This is a genomic window from Dyadobacter sp. CY347, from assembly GCF_021502655.1.
Lineage (GTDB): Bacteria > Bacteroidota > Bacteroidia > Cytophagales > Spirosomataceae > Dyadobacter.
Map to the genome: position 1 here is coordinate 370,475 of NZ_JAKFFT010000008.1, position 19,018 is coordinate 389,492.

Consider the following 19,018-nt stretch of genomic DNA (forward strand, 5'->3'; position numbering starts at 1 on the left):
AAATGAATGCGAAGTAATGCAGCAATTGATCTGTCCGACAAGCTTATAGCCTGTCATGAATGTGTAATTTAAGATCAAAGAATATTAGCCTGCCGCGGGATGTATGGCCAGAGAAACGGCTTTACGGGGCGTTGGTGACTATAAAACGCCCGAAGATCCTGTGGAAATAGGAAAACAGGAAAACAGATTCCTTAACAACAACAGGAACAACTAGTTCGCTGGCTACGAAGTGCCAGACGGGTTGCGGTAAAAAGTAGAAATAATGGGAAAAATCAAATGATAATGCTGGGGTGATAACAGCGTCCAGGGACAATGCACTCACTTTTGCCTGGCTTTGCTCCGGCGATTGGGAAGCGTTCTTCGAAAGATCCTTACCAATCTCTTTGGCATGCGCAATGTGCTTTTGCGCCGAATCCGATTGATCAGACCAGGAACGCATTCCTGCAACCATCAAAAGCATGATGGCAAGCATGAAGCTCATTGTCTGATTAATAACTCTTTGCGCTTTCACTTCGGATCCGGTTCTCTTATTAAACCGCAAATTTTAATCTAAAAAATTACAAACGCAAACTATTTTTTCAAAGGACTGCGAAGCCCAGGCGGCTTGCTGTTTTGCCTTCTTCAACCAGATAAAGCGCCGATGCGTCAGCAGGCAGCCTGAATTCAACATTAAATTCGTATTCGACGGGCAAAAACCAGCCGAGCAGCCAGTTTAAAAATGTGTCAAAATGGGCATTGTATAACCTTTCTTCCAGCGCTTCCTGTGTGCGCACATGAATGGCAATGCTGATTTTCGGGAGATAAGTGTCCAAAACGCCGCCCAGCGTGGTGTCCATGCCCAGCCGTGCACTGGTAAGGCGGGCATTGCCATCAGCCAGATACTGCTGACCAAAGCACTGCGTAATTTCAACCCGAAGATTTAAAATGCCGGATAACATTTCCGCTGCCAGTTCCATATTTCCTCGATGCTCGGAAACAAACGGCAGCATAGGAAGCAGCCGCACCAATGTTTCCTGCGAAACGACCGACGGAACCTGCCAGAAATTCCGGAGCTCTTCCAGCAAAGCGGAGTCGCGATCCAGCCCGAATGCTTGCTGTTCGAGACTGGAAATGGTTAACCTGTTCAGAAAAAACTCCTGTTCGATCGGCAAAAAGAACAATCGTGATTTTTGCTCTTTTTCGCGCTGGTAACGGATCTCGTCAACTCTCTTTTTGAGTGTATTGATAGCATTCGAAGTGGGCAGGTGAAAAAGCTGCTCGGGCAGATAATCGTATATCCCGCTCCGGTTTGACTCTATAACCTGTCCTGAAAAGTTTCCGATATCCTGCTCACCAGTCATTTCAATGTCCTGGTGACTTCGCCGCTTGAATGACCCCAGCGGCCTGAAAAGCATTTTTTCAGGTGACAATCCTTCTTCCAGCCAGGAATTGGCCACAAATTCAGCTTGGAGATCCGATTTCGGTTCTTGAATCATATTCTTGGTTTACTATGCAGTGATAACCTGTACGGGATACATGCCTGTTGACCGGTTCTGAATTTTCATTTGCAGCAGTTGGCAGGCTCGTTGCCAATCCTCATCGCGCGCAACATTCGCAAATGGCGTGAGGCGGATTTGCAGGCAGCGCACAAACCCCTGTCCGGGCATGTTGCTTTGCATAAAATGAGGTTTCACTTCCAGATGTTTGAGCCGGCTTCCCAGTTCGGCTGAGCAAAAAGCTTTCATATCTTCCTGTGTCACAAGCCTGTTTCGGGTGATAATGTTCTTCCTTAACTGATCCACATATTCCGTTTCATCCGGCTTAGGCTTGCCGCCGATGGATTTGGTCAGCAAGGAAATGTCGGCGCCATTGATGCCGGTTGCGGAGTAAGATTGCAGCTTGGAACCCGCGGGAAGCCCGTTGGCAGATTCGGATAATGTTGTCCAGTAGGAAATGTATAGAACGTCCGGATTTTTTTCTCCTTTGATTACTAAAAATGGCTGCGCGGTCGTTTCACTGGCTTTTTTCGGACCAAGCTTCTGTTCGATACGCGCCATATTCTGTGCAATTTCCCTTAAAATGGAAGCCAGGAAATCTTCGCCGATAGCATTGAATGCGGTGACTTCATCCCTCAATAATTCCATAAGCTGATAAAGGACTGCCTTTGCATTACGCTGATCAAAACGGCCGACGCCTTGCTGGCGCAATGCATAGGTCCGTGCGGACGAATCCTCAACATTATACTGGTTCTTTTCAGAAGCGGTGTAACCCTGGTTTTTTTGATTTATAATCGTATTAATGCCTAAAAACGCATCTCCCGAAGGCAATGCAACGCCGTTAAGTCCGGGTTGAAGGCGATAGGTAAGCTTGTGTAATTGTTTGTTCAAAACCGGAAATGCATTCAATGCGACGGTCATATTTTCGAAACCGGCAGCGGGAAATGCGGCTGGCCATTTGATTTTAAGCCATAGCAATGGTTTTTTCAACCCTTGTAATGTTCTGTTATCAAAGATCTGTTCAAATTCCGGCGGATAGGCGCTCGTTAGCATTTTCCCTTTTTCCCAGGAATCGGCACTGGCCATACGGATGAAATTGCCGTCGTATATGCGTATCGCGTCATCGATGGCTTCATCCTGAACCCCGATTTTATAATGAATCATTTTCGCATTGCCTTCCCATGCGGTTGCAGGAAGAAATTCACGGTAAGCATATTGTTCCACATCATTAATCCAGTCGAAAAAGAAGCGGAAACCGTTCCAGGAAGTAATGTTCGCGTCTGCCTCAATCCCTATCCACATATTTTGATCGCCTGCGACACTTTTTGCATTAGAAATTAAATTGCGGACACCTTTTTCAATGCCGAATAATGCATTAGGCGTTGCATAATGTACAATGCTTGCGTTCACCAGCGGATAACGCGCTGCGGCTGACAAGAATATTTCGGCGGATTCGCCTTTTCGGGGGTTAATCCTCTTGCATACCAACTGATTTTCAGGCTCAATCCAGCCCGTTGATTCCACTGAACGCGCTTGTGCAATGGCGCTCGCAGGCTGTGGGTTTGCATGTGTTTCGGGGGAAAGTATTTCGGCTAAGCGCGTCATCAGGCGCAGCTCCGTGCCCTGGATTTCCTGGCCTACTTTTTCAAATTCAACGGAACAGGCTTCAATGATCAATTTCACCAAAGGATCAAATTGGTCGATCTGGGATTCGTCGTAGCCCCACAGTTCTGCCGACCGCCTTAGCAAACGCCGCGAAATGTTTTCTTTTGAATAAGCTGCTGTTTGATACATAACGAATTGTTATTCAATTGATAATGGAGAAATGAAGATGCGTTCAAAGAAAACGAAAGGCTCATTGGTTCGCTTAATCGCTGCTTTCACTTCCACGCCAACCCGCTTTCGGACGTAATTATTTGTCTTGGTAAGCACTTCAAATTCCTCAACTTCCACGCGTATTTTCGGATTGGCAAGCCGCTTTTCAAATTTGGTGATGGCTTCTTCCAGTGATTCTTTGATCAGGTCTTTCCATTTTAATTGGGATAACATGGAGAAATCGTGCTCCCAAAGCGCACAGCCGTATGTGCTGTCGAATCGGGCCTCGTCGAAATGCGTGACCATTAACAGATACAGATGCTGATGGATGGCTTCCCTATCGGAGCAACGCGGGTGATGCTGGCCTGCGACAATGCGGTCCAGCGATAAAGGCAATGCGTAATTTTGATCTTCCATCGCGTTCACTCAAACATTTGGTTGCATTAATGAAAGTGTATCTTATTTTTGTCTCATACTAACCTGTAAGACAGCCAGAATGAATATCCCGTTTCTTAAAACCCCAGCACAACGACTTCAAACCTTTTATGCAGTGATTGTCATTTTGCTCCTGGTTGCCGTTGGCTCGCTCGGGTTTTGGATTGCAGATTACCGGGATGCTTATCCGATGGCCATGACGGTTTTTCTGGTATTTGGAATCCTGCATGTTTACCTGCTTTCCCAATGGTTCAACCAGCTCTTCGAGGGAAAGTCGGCGAAAGCAATTGGTTTAACACTTTTGATCACACTGATCTCTGCGCTGCTGATCATTTACGCGTATCATAAACTGGCCGGAGAACTCACAAAAGGCGTTGGTATGGCCACTGCACTGGTCGGTTTTCTGTTTCCGATCTTTGTTGCAAGGGTTTACCAGAATTATCTTGAAATTCCTCTTAAAGAATACAAAAGATGGTTTTATCCCGTCGGGCAGCCATTGCCTGATATGGACCTGCTGGACCTTTCCCGCGTGCTGGTGATCCAATTTGAATTTACCAAAACTGCGAAAGAAGCTTCATTTACCAACTTCCGGGCCAAAGCGCCCAATGCAATGCTATTTGGTGAGCTATTCTTCATTTTCCTGAACGACTACAACGACCGCAATCCGGGCAGCCCCATTGAATATTTGTCTGAAACAGGCGAACCTTATGGCTGGCTGTTTTATAAAAAAGCGCCCTGGTATAAACGCCGTAAATACGTGGACCCTGACCTTACTTTTCAAGCCAACAACATTGTCGACAACGAAACCATTGTGGCGGTAAGAGGCTGATCCTGAATCTGATTATCATTTTTCCGCAACGCCGTTTATAAATTCACGACGTTGCGAATGATATGAGTCCTAATGGTGCGACGTGATCGATTACCAGCGGTTGGTATGCGGCGTGCCGAACAACTTGATCTCTTTGGCGGATAAGGTAAGGGCCGTTGTCATCGGCATAGACCCTGTTTCCATAAAGCTTTCGCTGTATTGCACGCAGTAAACGTCTGTTAGTTCCAGCTCTTTCTGTGTTTGCTCCTCGTCCACATTCTTGAAAGTGATCTTTGCAGATGCTTTTTTCCCGTCCGGGTCCACCATCCATTCCCAAAGTCCCTGGCTGTCGCTGGCACTGGAAGAGTCAACCTGAATGAAAACGGTCCCTCCATATACTTTCGAGGAAACACGGCCTTTATCGTCTATGGATTGTGACAAAGAATAAGAGCATGAAATGACGGCAATCCCGTCGCCCGAAGGACCTCCGTCCCAGGTAAAATACGCGTCAAAACTTGATGCTGGCATAGTTGTAAGTGTTTAAAAAGTGAAAAGAAATTGATTATGGATATTTAGTTTAACATGATTGTTGCGCCTTTGATAATGGTCGGGCCGCTGCTTTTCAGCTCTGCCATGGCATCCGCTTCGATGCCAACCTGGGCCCCTTTGACCTTCACACCGGCGGTTCCCTCGGCTTTGAGCTCCGTACCAGCCTTAATCTCGGTCCCGCCTGTGCTTTCGACCTTCAAATCCTGATTGGCTTTGATTGAAATTTCATTCGCTTCCAGTTCCAGTTTGCTGTCGGCCCGGATGGAAATGTTGTTGGTAGCTTCAATGGTCAGGTCTTTGGATTTCACCTCGATCAGCCCGTTCGTTACGTGCATTCCTATTTTTCCATCATCTTTAAAACTGAATGTCAGGAATGTGTCGGTTTTGGTGCGGTTACTGATCTGAATTTGCGCATCGCCGTCCTTATCGAGGAAAACAAACATGTTCCCTGATCTCGTAGCAATTACTTTAATGTCGTTGTTGTCTGAGGTGTAATTAATTTCTTCACTGGGTTTCGGATAAAGGCTGGTCATTACAAAAGGGTTTTCTGCCAGATTCCCTTCGTAACCGATCATCACCATTGCCCCTACCTCCGGCACAAAATTGACTCCCCGGCCAGCAGAATTGTGCATTGTCCCCACCCGCATCCAGATCGATTCCTGGTCCTGCTGCCGCGACTGGCTCCAAAAAAATTTGACTCTTACCCGGCCCAGGCTGTCGCTGTCATCATTGGCAATAACCTCCGCTTGTTCCGTTTCCCCCAAAGGGTTCCTGACGTAGGGATTATTGGGCGGATGCTGCGCCGATTCTGGGACTGCATTGAAGGAATTCTGATAACTCCCAGCCGTATTTACCTCATGCCGGATGTGCACCACCCTGTATTTGCCGAAATTCTCTTCATACTGTTCGCCGCGCTCATTCAACCGCTGCCCTTTCACGGCTAGCACCGTCCCCACGCTGATCGTAGGCGTTTCACCCGTTCCGCGAAAGTCCACCATGGAAGTTACCCGGGCCGAACGTTCCATTTTGGTCAGCTCGTCAACTTCGCTTTGCCCGCTGATGATTTCGGGCGCGGGAAGGAGTGAACTTTGGGCAAAAAGATTATCCGATTCCTGCAATGCAAACTCACTTAATGAGGTAAGCCCGTCCACCTGCTGCTGGCTCGATTGTCCCAAAAATGACTGTGGAACTGTATAATTATAGCCATCCAGGCTGAAAACAGACGGTGAAAGTTTGAGCGCTACATCGAAATTCTGCAAGCCATCGACCAGGAAATCCACTTCCGGGGCATCATTGCCATGCCCCAGCACCAATTCGCGACCGTTGAAATAAAACCATTCGGAACACCGGTCGGCCACCCGGCTCAAAAACTTGTAATTGCTCTCATTATATTGAGTAAAAGGAACAGCCCGGCCCCCGTTTTCAGGGTTAAGCTGCTTGCGCAGCAGGTTTTGGGGGTAGGGCTGCAAAACAGAATTAAAAATGTCCTGCACCGTTCCTCTCAGAAACGACCTCCGCTGCACCGAATCTTCGAGAACAATGGTCGGACTGAACCCTTTCAGGACGAATGCACTGCTCATATCACTCAGACTTTGCAGCCGGATCTCCGTCACAATGCCCTGAAATGTGAAGTCAAATGATTCCTGCCCCAACCTCGGACTGAATGAGAATGTAATTTTCTTCCCCATTACGGCCCGGTGCGACTGGTTAAAGAAATGCTCGCCTTCGTTTTCGAGCTGGTCAAATGGCACCAGCAATTCAAACCAATGATGCGCAAAAAGATCCTGCTCGATCACAAGGCCGAGGTGCCGGGTGATTTGTGTCCCGCCTTCAATTTCAATGGATGTGTTTACCTGTCGCGCCATTTAGCTTGTAATTTCAACCTGACCAATCCTGACTTTTTTAGGCAGCAGCACCAGTTCGTAAACCAGCGCTTCATTGCTTTGGCGCAGAAAATAATCCTTTCCCCGGTGCTGCGGCAGATAGGACTTTGCATCGGGAACGTGCACCAGCTTGCCGCCTCTTATCGTCGTGTATTTCGCCAGGAAAGATTCCCGGAACCCCACGCAGAAAGCATCTTCGAATTCCATTTTTCGGAGCACTTGCGAGTCGTTGTTGTATTTAAATTCAATCTGCCCGCTGAGCTGCCTGTCGTTCTTGAACGCCCAGTCGTAAAGCAGCGCAAAATCATCATTCTGCTTGGGTGCGATCGTCATGCGGATCAGCCTTGCTTTGGGCGCATCGGCAGGACTTCCGCGCTCGTCAGCGGTGCGGTTGCAGCCATAGGAGACGTTTTTTGCGAAAAATTCCTTCCCATCCAGCGTGAAATGTGCTTCCACGCCAATCGTTGCGTCCTGTTCTGCCATTGTTTTAGAAATTTTCCAGCTTGGCTTCGTTGATTTCTACGCTACCGGCCGTAATCGTAAGACAGGTGATAAAATTTTGCAGTCTGGTTGCCAATGCCTTATCCAGATCATCCATGCCATCATCAAACATTTCCACAAATTCAATGCAAACAGCCTCCTTAAAATTCAGCGTCTTGAAAGAGCCGTTTTCACCGAATTGCTCCACAGTCAGATCATATTTTTGCGACGGCTTATTCGCCCATTCGATCAGGAAATCATCCAAAACCATATCCACTTCCAGATACAAATGTGCCCACTGCATCGGTGAAGTAATGGACATAGCATCGTCCACCGTCTGATGCAGCTCAAACCGCATGAACATGACATTGTACTCATGCTCGCCGTCAATTTTCAAGGTGCTTGCAAAGGACATTACTGCTGCGCGTATTCTGCTGCCCAGGCTGTGGCGTCTAAATCATCACCTTTCTGGCCTGTAAGTGCGATCATGAAGTTTTTGGCTGGGAAATAGGGGACCATATGGATGTCGAGGTATACTTTATCCTTCTGGTTTTTATCCTGCTCAAACCGCATCACGCTGAATTTTTCGATCAGTTTCCCAGGTCCGGTTACACTGTCGAGGAACTTGATGATCTGCTTTTTGAGGTCGTTTTTGGTGTTGTAATCAAAGTTTTCAAATGCTCTTCTGTTTAAGAAATCAATGAGCACTTTGGTGATATAATCGAAAACCCGCACGACTGAATAGGTCTGTAAACCCACATTATCCCCGTTAAACAGCGTTTTGGCAGAGAACGCCATCACTTTGCTGTATTCATTGACCATCGGGATCAATCCCATTTTTTCCAGATCCGCGATCTCTGATTTTTTCAGCGGGAATCGGACTCCGTCAACTTCATTCAGCGTTCCGTGTTTTTTCCCAGCCGCAACCTGCGACATTAACGTTTTGTAAACATTGCCCGCCAATGCGGTGGATGGCGGAATAAACAGGTCTTCTTCCTCACCCAGATCACCGTGTTTAGCCCTGCCTGTCAGCCAGTTGCAAGTCATCATTACATTGGATAAATGCGCCGCGCCGCCCGTCAGGTTTGCCGACTCAAAAAGCTCCATAACGTCCTCTGGCGCATCCAGATGCATGAAATCCGTCACCAGCATTACTTTATTCTTATGAGCCATTTTCGCCCACTTATCCACCACCTTACCCGAACCCAGGTAACCCGGAACATTCAGGATTGAATAATTTTCGCGCAGATCCAGCCGGTCGAATTTGGCAGCCAGTTCTTCTCCTACGGCATCGATGAATGTGGTTACATCAAGGTCCTGTAACTGATCGGCATCGGCATTGAGGAATGTTATATTTTTCACTTTTTCCTGCTCCGTATTCTTGAAAAACATGGCGACAGAGCGATAAGACTGTTCCAGTGGCCTAAGCTCTTCAACTGCCTTTCCAAGGTTCTCTTTCAAAAGCACAGAGGCCGTATCCGCCTGTTTTTGCCCTATTTCAATCATTTCCGCAACATTATCCGCACTGCTCAACAGCTCCGACCAAAGCTGCAAACGCTTTTTAAGTTGCTGGCGCTCTTTCTTTTTATCGGCTTCCGTCAGAAATATTTTCTTTCTGGCTTTTTTCTCGGGATTAACATTGGCAGCGCCTTCAATAATGGTTTCTACCAGATCAAAACTGCCATATTTTGCCAGAACAGGCAGCCCGGCTTCCAGCGGAACCGCCACTCTTTCTTTCAGGGCGCCCTGGGCCGGCGACGAATTTTCTTGTAACTGTGACATCGTTTCTAATTTTGAATGAGTGAATATCAGCCCGCTTCTTCGAGCTCATTGATCAGTGTTTGAAATACTCCCAGTAATGCTGCTTTGGCTTCTGGTTTTTCCAGAGCTGCTTTCAGGATTTTGTTTACTTTCAAATGCCTCACAACCTGCTGGTAAGCTTCGGCGCGGGCGTCCAGATCTTGCAGGAAAGCACTTTGGGCTACAATTCCTTTTTTTCCGAAATCACCCAAATTCCGCATCCGCAGGTTTTCGTTGATCAGGCTTCCGTCGGAAGTAATGAATTCAACTTCTGCCTCGGGCTGATAATGTGCGAAAACCTCCTCCACATTTTTAAGATCATAAACCATTTCTGGTCTTGGCGACGGCTCGCCGGTGAGCCGTGTCGCAAAAAGCGTTCTGTTTTGGGGTATGTCTGCAATGCCTTCACTGGCCTGGTCCAGCTTGCGTTCATTCCCACCTATTCCGTAATTGAACATAGTTTTGTATGGTTAAGTAAATGTTGAAATCCGTGCTGGTCATCCTATTAAAACCGTTGGACAGCCTAATGTGATCGTGCCGCCGTGCGCCGTCGTGTCGCCCATTCTGGCTGCCGGCTTCCCTCCGATCATGACCGTGGGCGAACCCATTACAATGCTGTCGGGCGGGCCCACGCACACGCACATATCACCCATGGTTGCGGCCGGTTGTCCTGCAATCAGCACCAGCGGAACGCCCGGTGGCAGGATTGGCCCGCCCACGTGCGGAATGGGGGGCGTTCCGGGCGTTACCATCGGGCATACGTGCATATCGCCTATTCTTGCTGCTGGCTGTCCCATTTTATCTTCGGTTAGCGTGTTTTTTTGAAATCAAATAATGAGGATAAGGACACACCCAGTCCCACAGCAGCGGCCCCTGCCGAAATGTAAATGCCCGGCTTTGCGTAACTGGTTAACCCTTCGGGATTTTGGATGCGGTTTTTGTAATCCTTGTAATCCTTGTTGAGCATGGAGTAAGTAACCGCTCCAAAGGCCAATGCTGCCACACCGGCGCCCACCTTAATGATGCCCGTTCTTCTTGCACGCTGGATTTGCGCCTGATCCGGCTTATTAATCTCTTTAAAAACCCTTTCTCCTTCTTTCGCGTCTTCGGGTGTTGGAACTGGTTTTTTATCCGTCGTCTGCGCAACAACCGGCTCTTCTTTTTTGCGTTGAAGCGAATCGTAAGTAGCAGAAGGCTTGGGTGTTACCGGAACCGCCTTTGCATTATCCGAAGAGTTGAAAGCAACGCGGGTCAGATACACGATCCAATCATTACCAGACTTATCCGCCCGCAATTCCGCAACGCGGGCGATAGGCGTGTAAGCCGTGTTATCCTTATTGCTTTTTCCTTTGAAATGTTGGGTATAAAAAACTTTTACAAAAGGATACTTGTCAACCTTCACATCCGACACGACGAGGTTGGTGAATTCGATTGTGTTGGTTTCTGTTTTGGTATAAAACAGGTCAAAATTGCTCAGATATTTTTCGATCGGCGTATCCAGGCCCGGCGCGCTGGCTTTGTGCTTTGGGTCAATGTCGTCCTCGATGATCACGCCGTCGTTCACAAATATCTGGTCAGTGCTGGGCATGTAGCTGTTCATCATCAGATAGCGGCGCTCGTAATTGCTCAGGTCTTCATTGGAAATCGCGTTCAGCAGATCATTCAGGCCTTTTATTTTTTCGCGCGCCAGCACCCGGATCTCATCTGCGTCCTTACGGCTCAATGCCTGGCCGTGGGAAGTGTTGGCACAAAAAAGGATCACCACGAAACCAGCTAACATTCGCCAGCATGTTGTTCTCTGCATTTTCATTTGTTGTATCATGATTTCAATTACTTTATTCCTGTAAATCAATAATTTGAACCTCTACCCGCCTGTTCAACCGCCTGTTTTCTTCCGTATCATTGGGCATCACCGGCTGCTTGCTGCCCAGGCCTGCCGATGCGATCAATTTTTCAGGAACGCCTTTGTTGATCAGATAGCGGGTGATGACTCGGACCCGATATTCCGATAATGTGAGGTTAAGTGCCGGGTTTCCCACATTGTCTGTGTGTCCGGTGATCCGCAATGCTTTGCCTTTATTTTCAGCAAGGTAAATGGCGACAGAATCGAGATATGTGCGGGACTGTAACGGCAGTTTGTAATCGCTTCTTGGGAAATAAAGGGTCCTGTCGGAGGCTGTAATGCTGGTATTCAGGCTCTTTTCGGCAACGGCAGCTGGTTTGGCCTTATCTGTCAAGCGCACCGATTTTAAATTCAACCCTTCTTTTATGGACGCAACGGCCGTGCTGAATTCGGGCTGGTCCGATCCTGATACATTGAACTGATACGATTTTCCGGGAGCCAGCTCTGCGAAATAATGCCCGTCATTTATTTTATTCAAAGCAATGGCAGAACCTGTTTGCGCACTGAGCCGGCATGAAATGCCTGCTTTCGCATTAAGGATATTAATGGAAAGCATTGTTTGCTGCCTGTTCAATTTGATCATGTAAGTCCGCGGCTCGTCATCGGTTTTGTCCAGGATCAGATTCCCGTTATACGACTGGTAACCAACTGCTTTTACTTCAATCGCAACAATGTCTTTTTCTGTAAAAATCACTTCCAGAGAGGGCTTCTTGGCAACAAGGCTGAAACAGTCCTTCTTTTGTTTGTGCGTATAATACAGGCAAACTTCGGCTGCTAACGACTCATTGGAAACCGCATCTTTTACTTCAATCCGCCGAATGATGGACGTTTGCGCTTTCGTAGTGTCTTTTAATTCATAATGCGTTTGTTCCGATTGTGCATACGGTTCGTCACTGGTTTGCTTTCCCAAAGGCAGCATTGCAAATGATACATAATAAGTCCCTTCCAGCTTTCCGTCGGCATTCACCGGCATGTGAAGCGACTGATATTGAGCCGATTCAATGGTGAGCACGGAAATGTTACAAGGCATTTCAACATTAAATATCCCGGTTGAATCCGTCCTGCCCAGTCGCACCTTACCCTGATCCGTTTTCGCTGACAAACTCGCTTTCAATGTCGTCGAACCTGTAATGTCCGTGACCTTACCCGCCAGGAAGCCACATTGCGCATGGAGCGCAGTTATGCTTGCTAGCAACAGCAACTGGGTGATCAATAGCTTCTTGTAGTTCATTGTCCTTCGCTGGTTTCGACTCCAATGTTGCCCAACAAAACCTCCCAATTCACCGTATCCTTCCCATCGACCGTTTTCTGATACGATTCCAGTTTCACGCGGACGTTTTTCCTGGTAATGTCCCCGTAAGCGACTTTCCCGTTGGCTGCAAACCCTTCAAAAACCTGCTGCCCGGCTATGATCCCATAGTAATTTCCATCCGCTTCCTGTTTCAGTTCGCTCACATACTTAACCTCATTCCAGGTAATGTTGATCTTGCTGTATGGAAGCAGTTTGAGCCGGTTCAGATATTCCTTTACCGGATATTTTTTCACTCCTTTCGCCGAACTCACCGCAACAGTTGCCTGAGGCTCGAAAAGGCTTAATGCTTGCTGAACGGCCTTGTTTTTCTCTTCGGCTTTCAAGCTTTTGTTCGCAATGATGCGGAGATAGGAATTGAATTCGTCCACACGCCTGATTCCCTTTTCACTGTATTCCTTGTATTCTGTGTCTGATAAAAATGGCTTTGCCGGCTCTTTGGGCGGTTGTGGCTTCTCTTTTTTGGGTGAATCGGAAACTTTAGGCTTTTGCTGTCGCATTTGCACCATTTCCCGTTCCTTCTTTTCAATGTCCTTATGCGCGAGAGCGAGCAAGGGCGCAACGTCGACCACGTCCCGCAGGATTTCATGCCTCCCGTCGCGGTAAATGACCGCCGCGACTTCTTCTTTGCCAATGGATGCCGCATTTCCTTCCATGGTCATGTAGTTGATCACCTCGTCGCTCTCGTACGAAATGGTGCCCGTAATGATGGTAAGCGGCACACTTTTCACGATAATGTCCTGGCTAACATTCCGCGGCGGCGATTTGTAAAAAGCTTCGATCTGCGTTTGGGCTTTGGTTGCATTTTCATTGAGCTCCGAAATCACCATGAACTGCCCGCTGCCCGAAAAAACCACCAGAAAGCGTTTCCTGTGATAAATCCTGGGAATACCGTCGGCTGCGATCCATTCCAGCTTGCTATCCATTGCGCGGCTCAGCTTGGCCTGGACCGGGTTACCATTGTCCAGCCAGATCCTGTCCTGCGCCATGGCAGCCGATGATATCAGCATAAGCAGGAGGATATGTTTATAAAGATTTCTCATTTTAATGTTTGAAGGCACATTGCCTGCGAATATCAATTTTCATAAGTGGTTAAACTCGACACCAGCACATTGCCGGCGACTGACTCAATCCTCCATTTCCCGAAGCGGCCGGCGCCGGTTTTAAATGCTACAACTGAATTGACCGAGTTTGCATTGACCACAAAGCCAACGCCTGTGGTCTCATAGCTGGTCGTACTGGCCAGGTTGAGATAGGTCAGGTTATCAAAGTTTACCGGGCCCAGGTTTTTGGCGGATGTGCTTCCTTTCAGGTTAAAAGAAATGACCAGTCCCCTTCCGCTGATTTCGAACAAATCTATCGTGACGTCTGCGGCAGAGCCGTTTGCTTCTGTTATTTTGCCTTCGTCCAGGTCATACCAAAATGCGGAATTGATAGGGTTTGACGAAGATTTTATATCAACCTTTATTGCACCCTGCGTGGCTGTTTTGAAGTTTACGGTTTCGCCATAAGCCAAACCGCCGCCTTCATTACGGGCATACAGGGCGATATAGTAATCCGTATTGCCCGATAAGCCGCCTATTCGCTGGTTGGTGATCGTTACAAGGGAAACGGTAGGCATCGAATCCAATTTCAGCACCGTGTTTTTGGTTATATCAAGATTGGGCGTTGTGCCGTAAACCAGTCCGTACTCAATGATCGGTCCGCTTTTTTTCTCTTGTCTTGAATTTTTGGCATCCGGATTTCCTATTATGCCACTAACAGTAATTTCTGTGCGCTTAACTTCCACAATGGTCAGTTCCGAAATGGCGGGCGGAAGCGGGTCCACGCTCGTAAACATGCTGCATGAATGCAGCGATGCGGCCAGTAAAGTGACTAGAATAATCCCAATGTGCTTGTTCATAATTTAAGGCTTACCCTTAGTTAATTAACCTTACGATAATGTGTATACGCAGCTATTTGTCAAATGTCAGGATGGTAATTTCCATATTGCCCCCGCCGTTGGGCGTTCGTTCTTCCCCATGCGCTTCTACCAGCATTTTCCCTAGCCGCCCTTGGTTGGTTTGGAAGATGACTACTGTTCCGGTTGGAAGTAAATTGGGATCTGCTTTGGTGGGCGTATAGCTCCCGCTGATCATATCCGCTGTGAGTGTCGACTGCGCTTTTGCAATCTGCGCATAGGGCACATCATCAAAATTTACTTTTCCTAAAACAGCGAACTTGGCCCCGTTTTTGGGATAGATCCCTGCTTTTCCATCGTAAGGATACCAGGTCATATCTTCGGAGCCTTGTTGGGACACCAGTTCACCCGTATCCAGATCGTATGGATTGGAATAATACATGATGAATTTCTTCTTCGCCGTATAAACCGGCTGCTCTCCCAGATTGAATGTTAAAACTTCATCGCTATAAACATTTCCCCCCAGCGTCAGCGCGTATGCTCTTGCGTAGTAGGTTGTTCCTGTGGATAATCCGGTGAGAGGCACTGTAAAATTGCCTACGGCCGCCCTTCCGCTTGCCTGTGCTTTGGTGTCTTGTGTGGTTGGAACTTTGTTGGTGGACGAAAAGCAAACGCCGAATGATGAAATTAAAGCATTTCCGAGCGATAATATGCTAACCGATGCGTCTGCTGATGTTTTGGTGCTGTTTGTCACCTTTCCGGCAATGCTCAGATCTGCAAAAACATATCTGTCGGTTTTGAATGTAGCAACAGGTCCGTAACCCACGCCGCCGCCCTCATTTTTGGCATACACCCGAATGAAATACGTGGTTAAGACGGTTAAGCCGGTAATGTCTCTTTCGAACTGGAAGGGCATTGGCGGGTTATCTTCTCCTACTTTTACCAATGTTCCACCTTCAATAACCGGCTCATTGCTGGTTCCATAAACAAAGCCATACTCGACTATTTTCCCACTCTTTTTCTCCTGGCGATCATTTTCGAAACTCAATGCTTGCAAACTCCCGCTTACCGTCGCCCCGGATGTGGACGCCCTGATCACACTTACTTCCGAAACGGAAGGCGTCAGCGGATCAACCGGCGCAAACAGGTTACATGCATGCAACAGCAGCATAATCCCGGCCATTAGAAAAACTCTTATCCTTTTCATCTTTTGATCTCTTTGTAATTCGGAATGCGAGGCAAGCATAAGCTATGTTCTGGCTGGTGTGGGCTCTGGTGGCTGCCAGTCGTTATCCCAGTATTCTATTAATTGAAGACTGTCAACAGTTCCGGTGAAGTGGACGGTTGAATCGGCATGCGTTCTTGGAATCAAATGTGATTTCAAACGGTTGATCCAGGGCCGTGCGTGTGTGCTCGTGAGCCTGCTGCCCAGGCCCAATTGGTTTTCTCTCTGCTCCAAGGTAACCCCGTAATTCCAGTCGCTATTTCCCACGCCGTTTACATGCGCCAGGCCCAGTGTATGCCCGAACTCATGGTTGACCGCTATTTGGTAAAAACTGACGCTATGCGTTTCGCGGCCCATTCTTGTCATACTTGTGTTCCATTCCGGCTCCACATCCGTGTGCGTAAATAGGCCTGAACGGCCTTCCGGGTCCGCAAATGACCGGAATGGCTGCGTGGGATGGATAATGCGGTAAGTCTGGTGCGCATTGCCATCGCTTAGTACCAACTCAATGGATAGTCCACAGTTTATCTTAGCTGCCGTAAGCGGCGCTCCTGGCCTTGGTGAATACCAGGGTTTATTCGGGATCAGGACAAACTTGTCACTCCAGTGTCTTTGAACAACTCTGACGAATTCTCTCTGGTAAGCCTCCCATTCACGGTTATTCCATGAAGCGAGGGTAAAACGACGGCCTTCATCCATCACAAAACCATCCCCCAGCGCATAAGTGCTGCCCATAAAAAACCTTGATCCCGGCTCGATCCTTACCAGCCTAACCCTAAATTGGAGGATAAGCCCTAATGTGTTGTCATCAATGGGTAGCAAGCAGGAATCCCACTTCCTCGCCGTTTTAAATAAGTGAAGTTGCATAAATTAAAAATTTAGGAAACAGACAATTTTTCTTGTTCATGGCTAATAGAAATGCTTTTGGAGGTGTTCCATTGGATCTCACCGGCATCATTCAAACTTAATTCGATAACAGAACCCTTCTCGACCTCCCCGGAAACAATCATGCGGCTGATGGGCCTTCGTAACAGGTTCCGGATCACGCCTTTGAGCGGCCGAACGCCATATCGGGGCGTAAAACCCTGCATAGCAATGTGTTTTCTGGCTTCGGGCGTGAGCTGTAATGTGATTCCCTGCTTTTCCATCAGATCAGTCAGACTACGCAAATGGATGTCGAAGATCTTGACCACATTATCCTCCGCAATCGGGGCAAACGGGACGATCTCAGTTAACCTGGCCAGGAATTCGGGGCGGAAATATTTGGCCATGATTTCCATCAGGTCCGACGATTTTGGAATGCCGCCTTTGTTAAATTCCTGGACAATATGCTCCTGCCCGATATTGGAAGTGAACAAAATTACTGCATTGGAGAAATCACCTTCTTTGCCCAACCTGTCGTGGAGCTTTCCTTCATCCAGTATTTGTAAAAAAAGGTCAAATACGGATGGATGTGCCTTTTCAATTTCATCAAACAACACAACCGAGTAAGGTTTCTGCCTGATTTTATTCACTAACAAACCTCCTTCTTCATAACCCACATATCCCGGAGGCGCGCCGTAAAGCAACGCGGCTGAATGTTCCTCTTTAAATTCCGACATATCAAACCGGATCAGAAAAGATTCGTCATTGAAAAGGAAATCGGCCAGCGCTTTTGCGATCTCTGTCTTTCCGGTTCCTGTAGGCCCGAGCAGAAAGAAAGAACCGATGGGCTGTCCGGCTTTAATTAATCCCGAACGCGATTCAAGAATAGCTTCGCTCAATGCTTTCACTGCCTGATCCTGGCCTACAACCCGCTTTTTTAACACTTCATCAATGCCTAATAACTTATCGCGTTCGGAGCTTTGCAGTTTGCCTAATGGAATGCCTGTTTTATGCGAAATAATTGCTGCAATGTCGTGCTTACCAACCGAATCGGAATGTTGGGAAGCCAATTGTTGTAAGGAAGCGAGCTTGTTGCTCAGGTGATTATGAATACCTTCCGCCGTTTCCAGTTCGGATTCACCGTTTTCATCCACTTTTCCAATGAGCAACGGGCTTAACCTGTTTGGTAACTGCCTGGCGAACCATTTCAGCTCATGAACGCGCTCGGCCTCGTCGATGGATAGCAATGCGTCCAGATCCGTTTGCAATTTAACAAGCTCATTTTCTGAAACTTCATCCATTAACCGCATGGTCGCCATAGTGCGGTCCAGCAGATCCAATGCGACGTCCGGCAACCGGCGTTCCTTCATATATCTTTTCGAAAGCTTTACGGCTTCCCAGGCTGTTCCGGCGGCAACTTTGAGTCCGTGATGCGCTTCGTACACGGGTAAAATGTATTCGATCATCCGCGTTGCGGTTGCCTCATCCGGTTCTTCTACATTCAGGATTTCAAATCTCCGTGAAAATGCTTCGTCCTTTTCAATGTATTTCCGGTATTCTTCGGGCGTTGTCGCGCCTATTAATGTCAAGTCACCTCTGGCTAGTTCGGGTTTCAGGAGTTGTGCCACACCTGCACCCACGGAGCCTTTCGGATCCAAAAGCACGTGGATTTCATCAATGAATAAAATGGCTTTATCAAATGCTTTTATTTCATTCAATATCCCTTTCAAACGTTCTTCAATTTCGCCTTTGTAAGATGCGCCTGCCACCAGTGCGCCTGTGTCGAGTTCGAGTAATTTGGCTTTTTGAAGTAACTGAGGAACATTTTTGTCTGAAATCAATTTGGCAAAACCCTCTACCAATGCTGATTTCCCTACGCCCGGCTCGCCGATTAAAATAACATTCGGCTTGCTTCTTCGCCCAAGGATCTCAGCCATTTGCCGGATTTCCCTATCCCTGCCGATGACCGAATCTGTTTTTCCATCCGCGGCCCGCTGCGTTTTGTCAGAAGTATATTTTTCAAGATTGCTTGTTCCCTTGTTTTGAACGGAAGGCTTGGCAGCAATTCCATTCTCTGGCTTTTCTTCCGATTTTTGCTGGCTAATCCCGGACTGACTTAATGCCAGGACTTCTTTTTGAGAAATAGGCAGAGATTTCAACTGGTCCGATGAGAATCCCACTCCGGGTTTCAGCAAAGCGGCCAATGCGCACAACGGATCAGTATCCCTGTTGAGCTGTAATGCAATCAGTTCCGCCAGTTCCAGGCTGGATGCAGCCAGATGATCCGCTTGCGGCGTTTCCGGCACTTTGATCGATTTCGGACTTTCCTCTAACCTTACTTCGGTCCAATCGCGCAGGTAACCAATGTCCTTGCCCGCCATAACCAGCTCCGAAGCCAGGCCAACATCATTGTGCAGCAGCCCCATCATCAAGTGGGCGGGGCCGAAAGGTTCCTGCCGGTATTCTCTCGCAAGTGATTGTGCGACGGTGATTGCGTATTTGAGTGCTTCGGTTTGCATTGAAACGATTTTTAAAAAATGAATTCTCTGCTGCCAATCTGTGCCGGAAATGC

General features: G+C 47.7%; 19 protein-coding genes. 1 reads left to right on the forward strand and 18 read right to left on the reverse strand.

Features of this window, described 5'->3' with window-relative positions; all coding sequences use genetic code 11:
- Positions 1-121: 121 nt before the first annotated feature.
- The 4 genes from L0659_RS19980 to L0659_RS19995 form a co-directional block, all read right to left on the reverse strand.
- Entirely contained in the window at positions 122-511 is a 390-nt protein-coding gene (locus tag L0659_RS19980) for a hypothetical protein (protein WP_235128353.1), read from the reverse strand.
- 67 nt (positions 512-578) lie between these two features.
- Positions 579-1,475 (reverse strand): type VI secretion system baseplate subunit TssG, encoded by an 897-nt coding sequence (locus L0659_RS19985; protein ID WP_235128354.1) that lies wholly within the window; start codon positions 1,473-1,475, stop codon positions 579-581.
- A 12-nt stretch (positions 1,476-1,487) separates the two neighbouring features.
- Positions 1,488-3,269, reverse strand: coding sequence for a type VI secretion system baseplate subunit TssF (locus L0659_RS19990; protein WP_235128355.1), 1,782 nt, complete (start codon positions 3,267-3,269; stop codon positions 1,488-1,490).
- A 9-nt stretch (positions 3,270-3,278) separates the two neighbouring features.
- The gene (locus L0659_RS19995; RefSeq protein ID WP_235128356.1) at positions 3,279-3,707 is read right to left on the reverse strand and encodes a GPW/gp25 family protein; all 429 of its coding nucleotides are present in this window, start codon (positions 3,705-3,707) and stop codon (positions 3,279-3,281) included.
- A 79-nt stretch (positions 3,708-3,786) separates the two neighbouring features.
- On the opposite strand from L0659_RS19995, the gene L0659_RS20000 reads away from it, so the two are divergent.
- Positions 3,787-4,554: a TssN family type VI secretion system protein gene (locus L0659_RS20000; RefSeq protein WP_235128357.1), complete on the forward strand. Its 768-nt coding sequence runs from the start codon at positions 3,787-3,789 to the stop codon at positions 4,552-4,554.
- Between the two features lie 90 nt (positions 4,555-4,644).
- On the opposite strand, the gene tssD (L0659_RS20005) is transcribed toward L0659_RS20000, so the two are convergent.
- The 14 genes from tssD (L0659_RS20005) to L0659_RS20070 all read right to left on the reverse strand — a co-directional run bounded on the left by tssD (L0659_RS20005) (position 4,645) and on the right by L0659_RS20070 (position 18,965).
- Positions 4,645-5,061, reverse strand: a complete 417-nt coding sequence (gene tssD / locus L0659_RS20005) for a type VI secretion system tube protein TssD (protein ID WP_235128358.1) — start codon at positions 5,059-5,061, stop codon at positions 4,645-4,647.
- 44 nt (positions 5,062-5,105) lie between these two features.
- Positions 5,106-6,947 carry a type VI secretion system Vgr family protein gene (locus tag L0659_RS20010; RefSeq protein ID WP_235128359.1) on the reverse strand — a complete coding sequence of 614 codons (1,842 nt, stop codon included), beginning with the start codon at positions 6,945-6,947 and terminating at the stop codon, positions 5,106-5,108.
- Positions 6,948-7,448, reverse strand: a complete 501-nt coding sequence (tssD, locus tag L0659_RS20015) for a type VI secretion system tube protein TssD (protein WP_235128360.1) — start codon at positions 7,446-7,448, stop codon at positions 6,948-6,950. It lies immediately after the preceding gene.
- 4 nt (positions 7,449-7,452) lie between these two features.
- On the reverse strand, positions 7,453-7,860 hold the full coding sequence (gene tssD, locus L0659_RS20020; RefSeq protein ID WP_235128361.1) for a type VI secretion system tube protein TssD: 408 nt from the start codon (positions 7,858-7,860) through the stop codon (positions 7,453-7,455).
- Positions 7,860-9,227 (reverse strand): DUF5458 family protein, encoded by a 1,368-nt coding sequence (locus tag L0659_RS20025; RefSeq protein ID WP_235128362.1) that lies wholly within the window; start codon positions 9,225-9,227, stop codon positions 7,860-7,862. The genes tssD (L0659_RS20020) and L0659_RS20025 overlap by 1 nt, the downstream gene beginning before the upstream one ends.
- 26 nt (positions 9,228-9,253) lie before the next feature.
- Positions 9,254-9,703: a hypothetical protein gene (locus tag L0659_RS20030; protein ID WP_235128363.1), complete on the reverse strand. Its 450-nt coding sequence runs from the start codon at positions 9,701-9,703 to the stop codon at positions 9,254-9,256.
- Between the two features lie 39 nt (positions 9,704-9,742).
- Positions 9,743-10,042: a PAAR domain-containing protein gene (locus L0659_RS20035; protein ID WP_235128364.1), complete on the reverse strand. Its 300-nt coding sequence runs from the start codon at positions 10,040-10,042 to the stop codon at positions 9,743-9,745.
- An 11-nt stretch (positions 10,043-10,053) separates the two neighbouring features.
- Complete coding sequence (locus L0659_RS20040; RefSeq protein WP_235128365.1) at positions 10,054-11,049, reverse strand: hypothetical protein; 996 nt, start codon at positions 11,047-11,049, stop codon at positions 10,054-10,056.
- 31 nt (positions 11,050-11,080) lie between these two features.
- A complete protein-coding gene (locus L0659_RS20045) occupies positions 11,081-12,379 on the reverse strand; it encodes an OmpA family protein (protein ID WP_235128366.1) in 1,299 nt (432 codons plus the stop codon).
- Positions 12,376-13,467: a hypothetical protein gene (locus tag L0659_RS20050; protein ID WP_235128367.1), complete on the reverse strand. Its 1,092-nt coding sequence runs from the start codon at positions 13,465-13,467 to the stop codon at positions 12,376-12,378. Before L0659_RS20050 ends, L0659_RS20045 begins: the two co-directional genes overlap by 4 nt.
- A gap of 65 nt (positions 13,468-13,532) precedes the next feature.
- Positions 13,533-14,360: a fibronectin type III domain-containing protein gene (locus L0659_RS20055; protein WP_235128368.1), complete on the reverse strand. Its 828-nt coding sequence runs from the start codon at positions 14,358-14,360 to the stop codon at positions 13,533-13,535.
- Between the two features lie 52 nt (positions 14,361-14,412).
- Positions 14,413-15,564, reverse strand: a complete 1,152-nt coding sequence (locus L0659_RS20060) for a hypothetical protein (protein WP_235128369.1) — start codon at positions 15,562-15,564, stop codon at positions 14,413-14,415.
- 42 nt (positions 15,565-15,606) lie between these two features.
- Positions 15,607-16,449 carry a hypothetical protein gene (locus L0659_RS20065; protein ID WP_235128370.1) on the reverse strand — a complete coding sequence of 281 codons (843 nt, stop codon included), beginning with the start codon at positions 16,447-16,449 and terminating at the stop codon, positions 15,607-15,609.
- A gap of 11 nt (positions 16,450-16,460) precedes the next feature.
- Positions 16,461-18,965, reverse strand: a complete 2,505-nt coding sequence (locus tag L0659_RS20070) for an ATP-dependent Clp protease ATP-binding subunit (RefSeq protein WP_235128371.1) — start codon at positions 18,963-18,965, stop codon at positions 16,461-16,463.
- Positions 18,966-19,018: the final 53 nt, after the last annotated feature.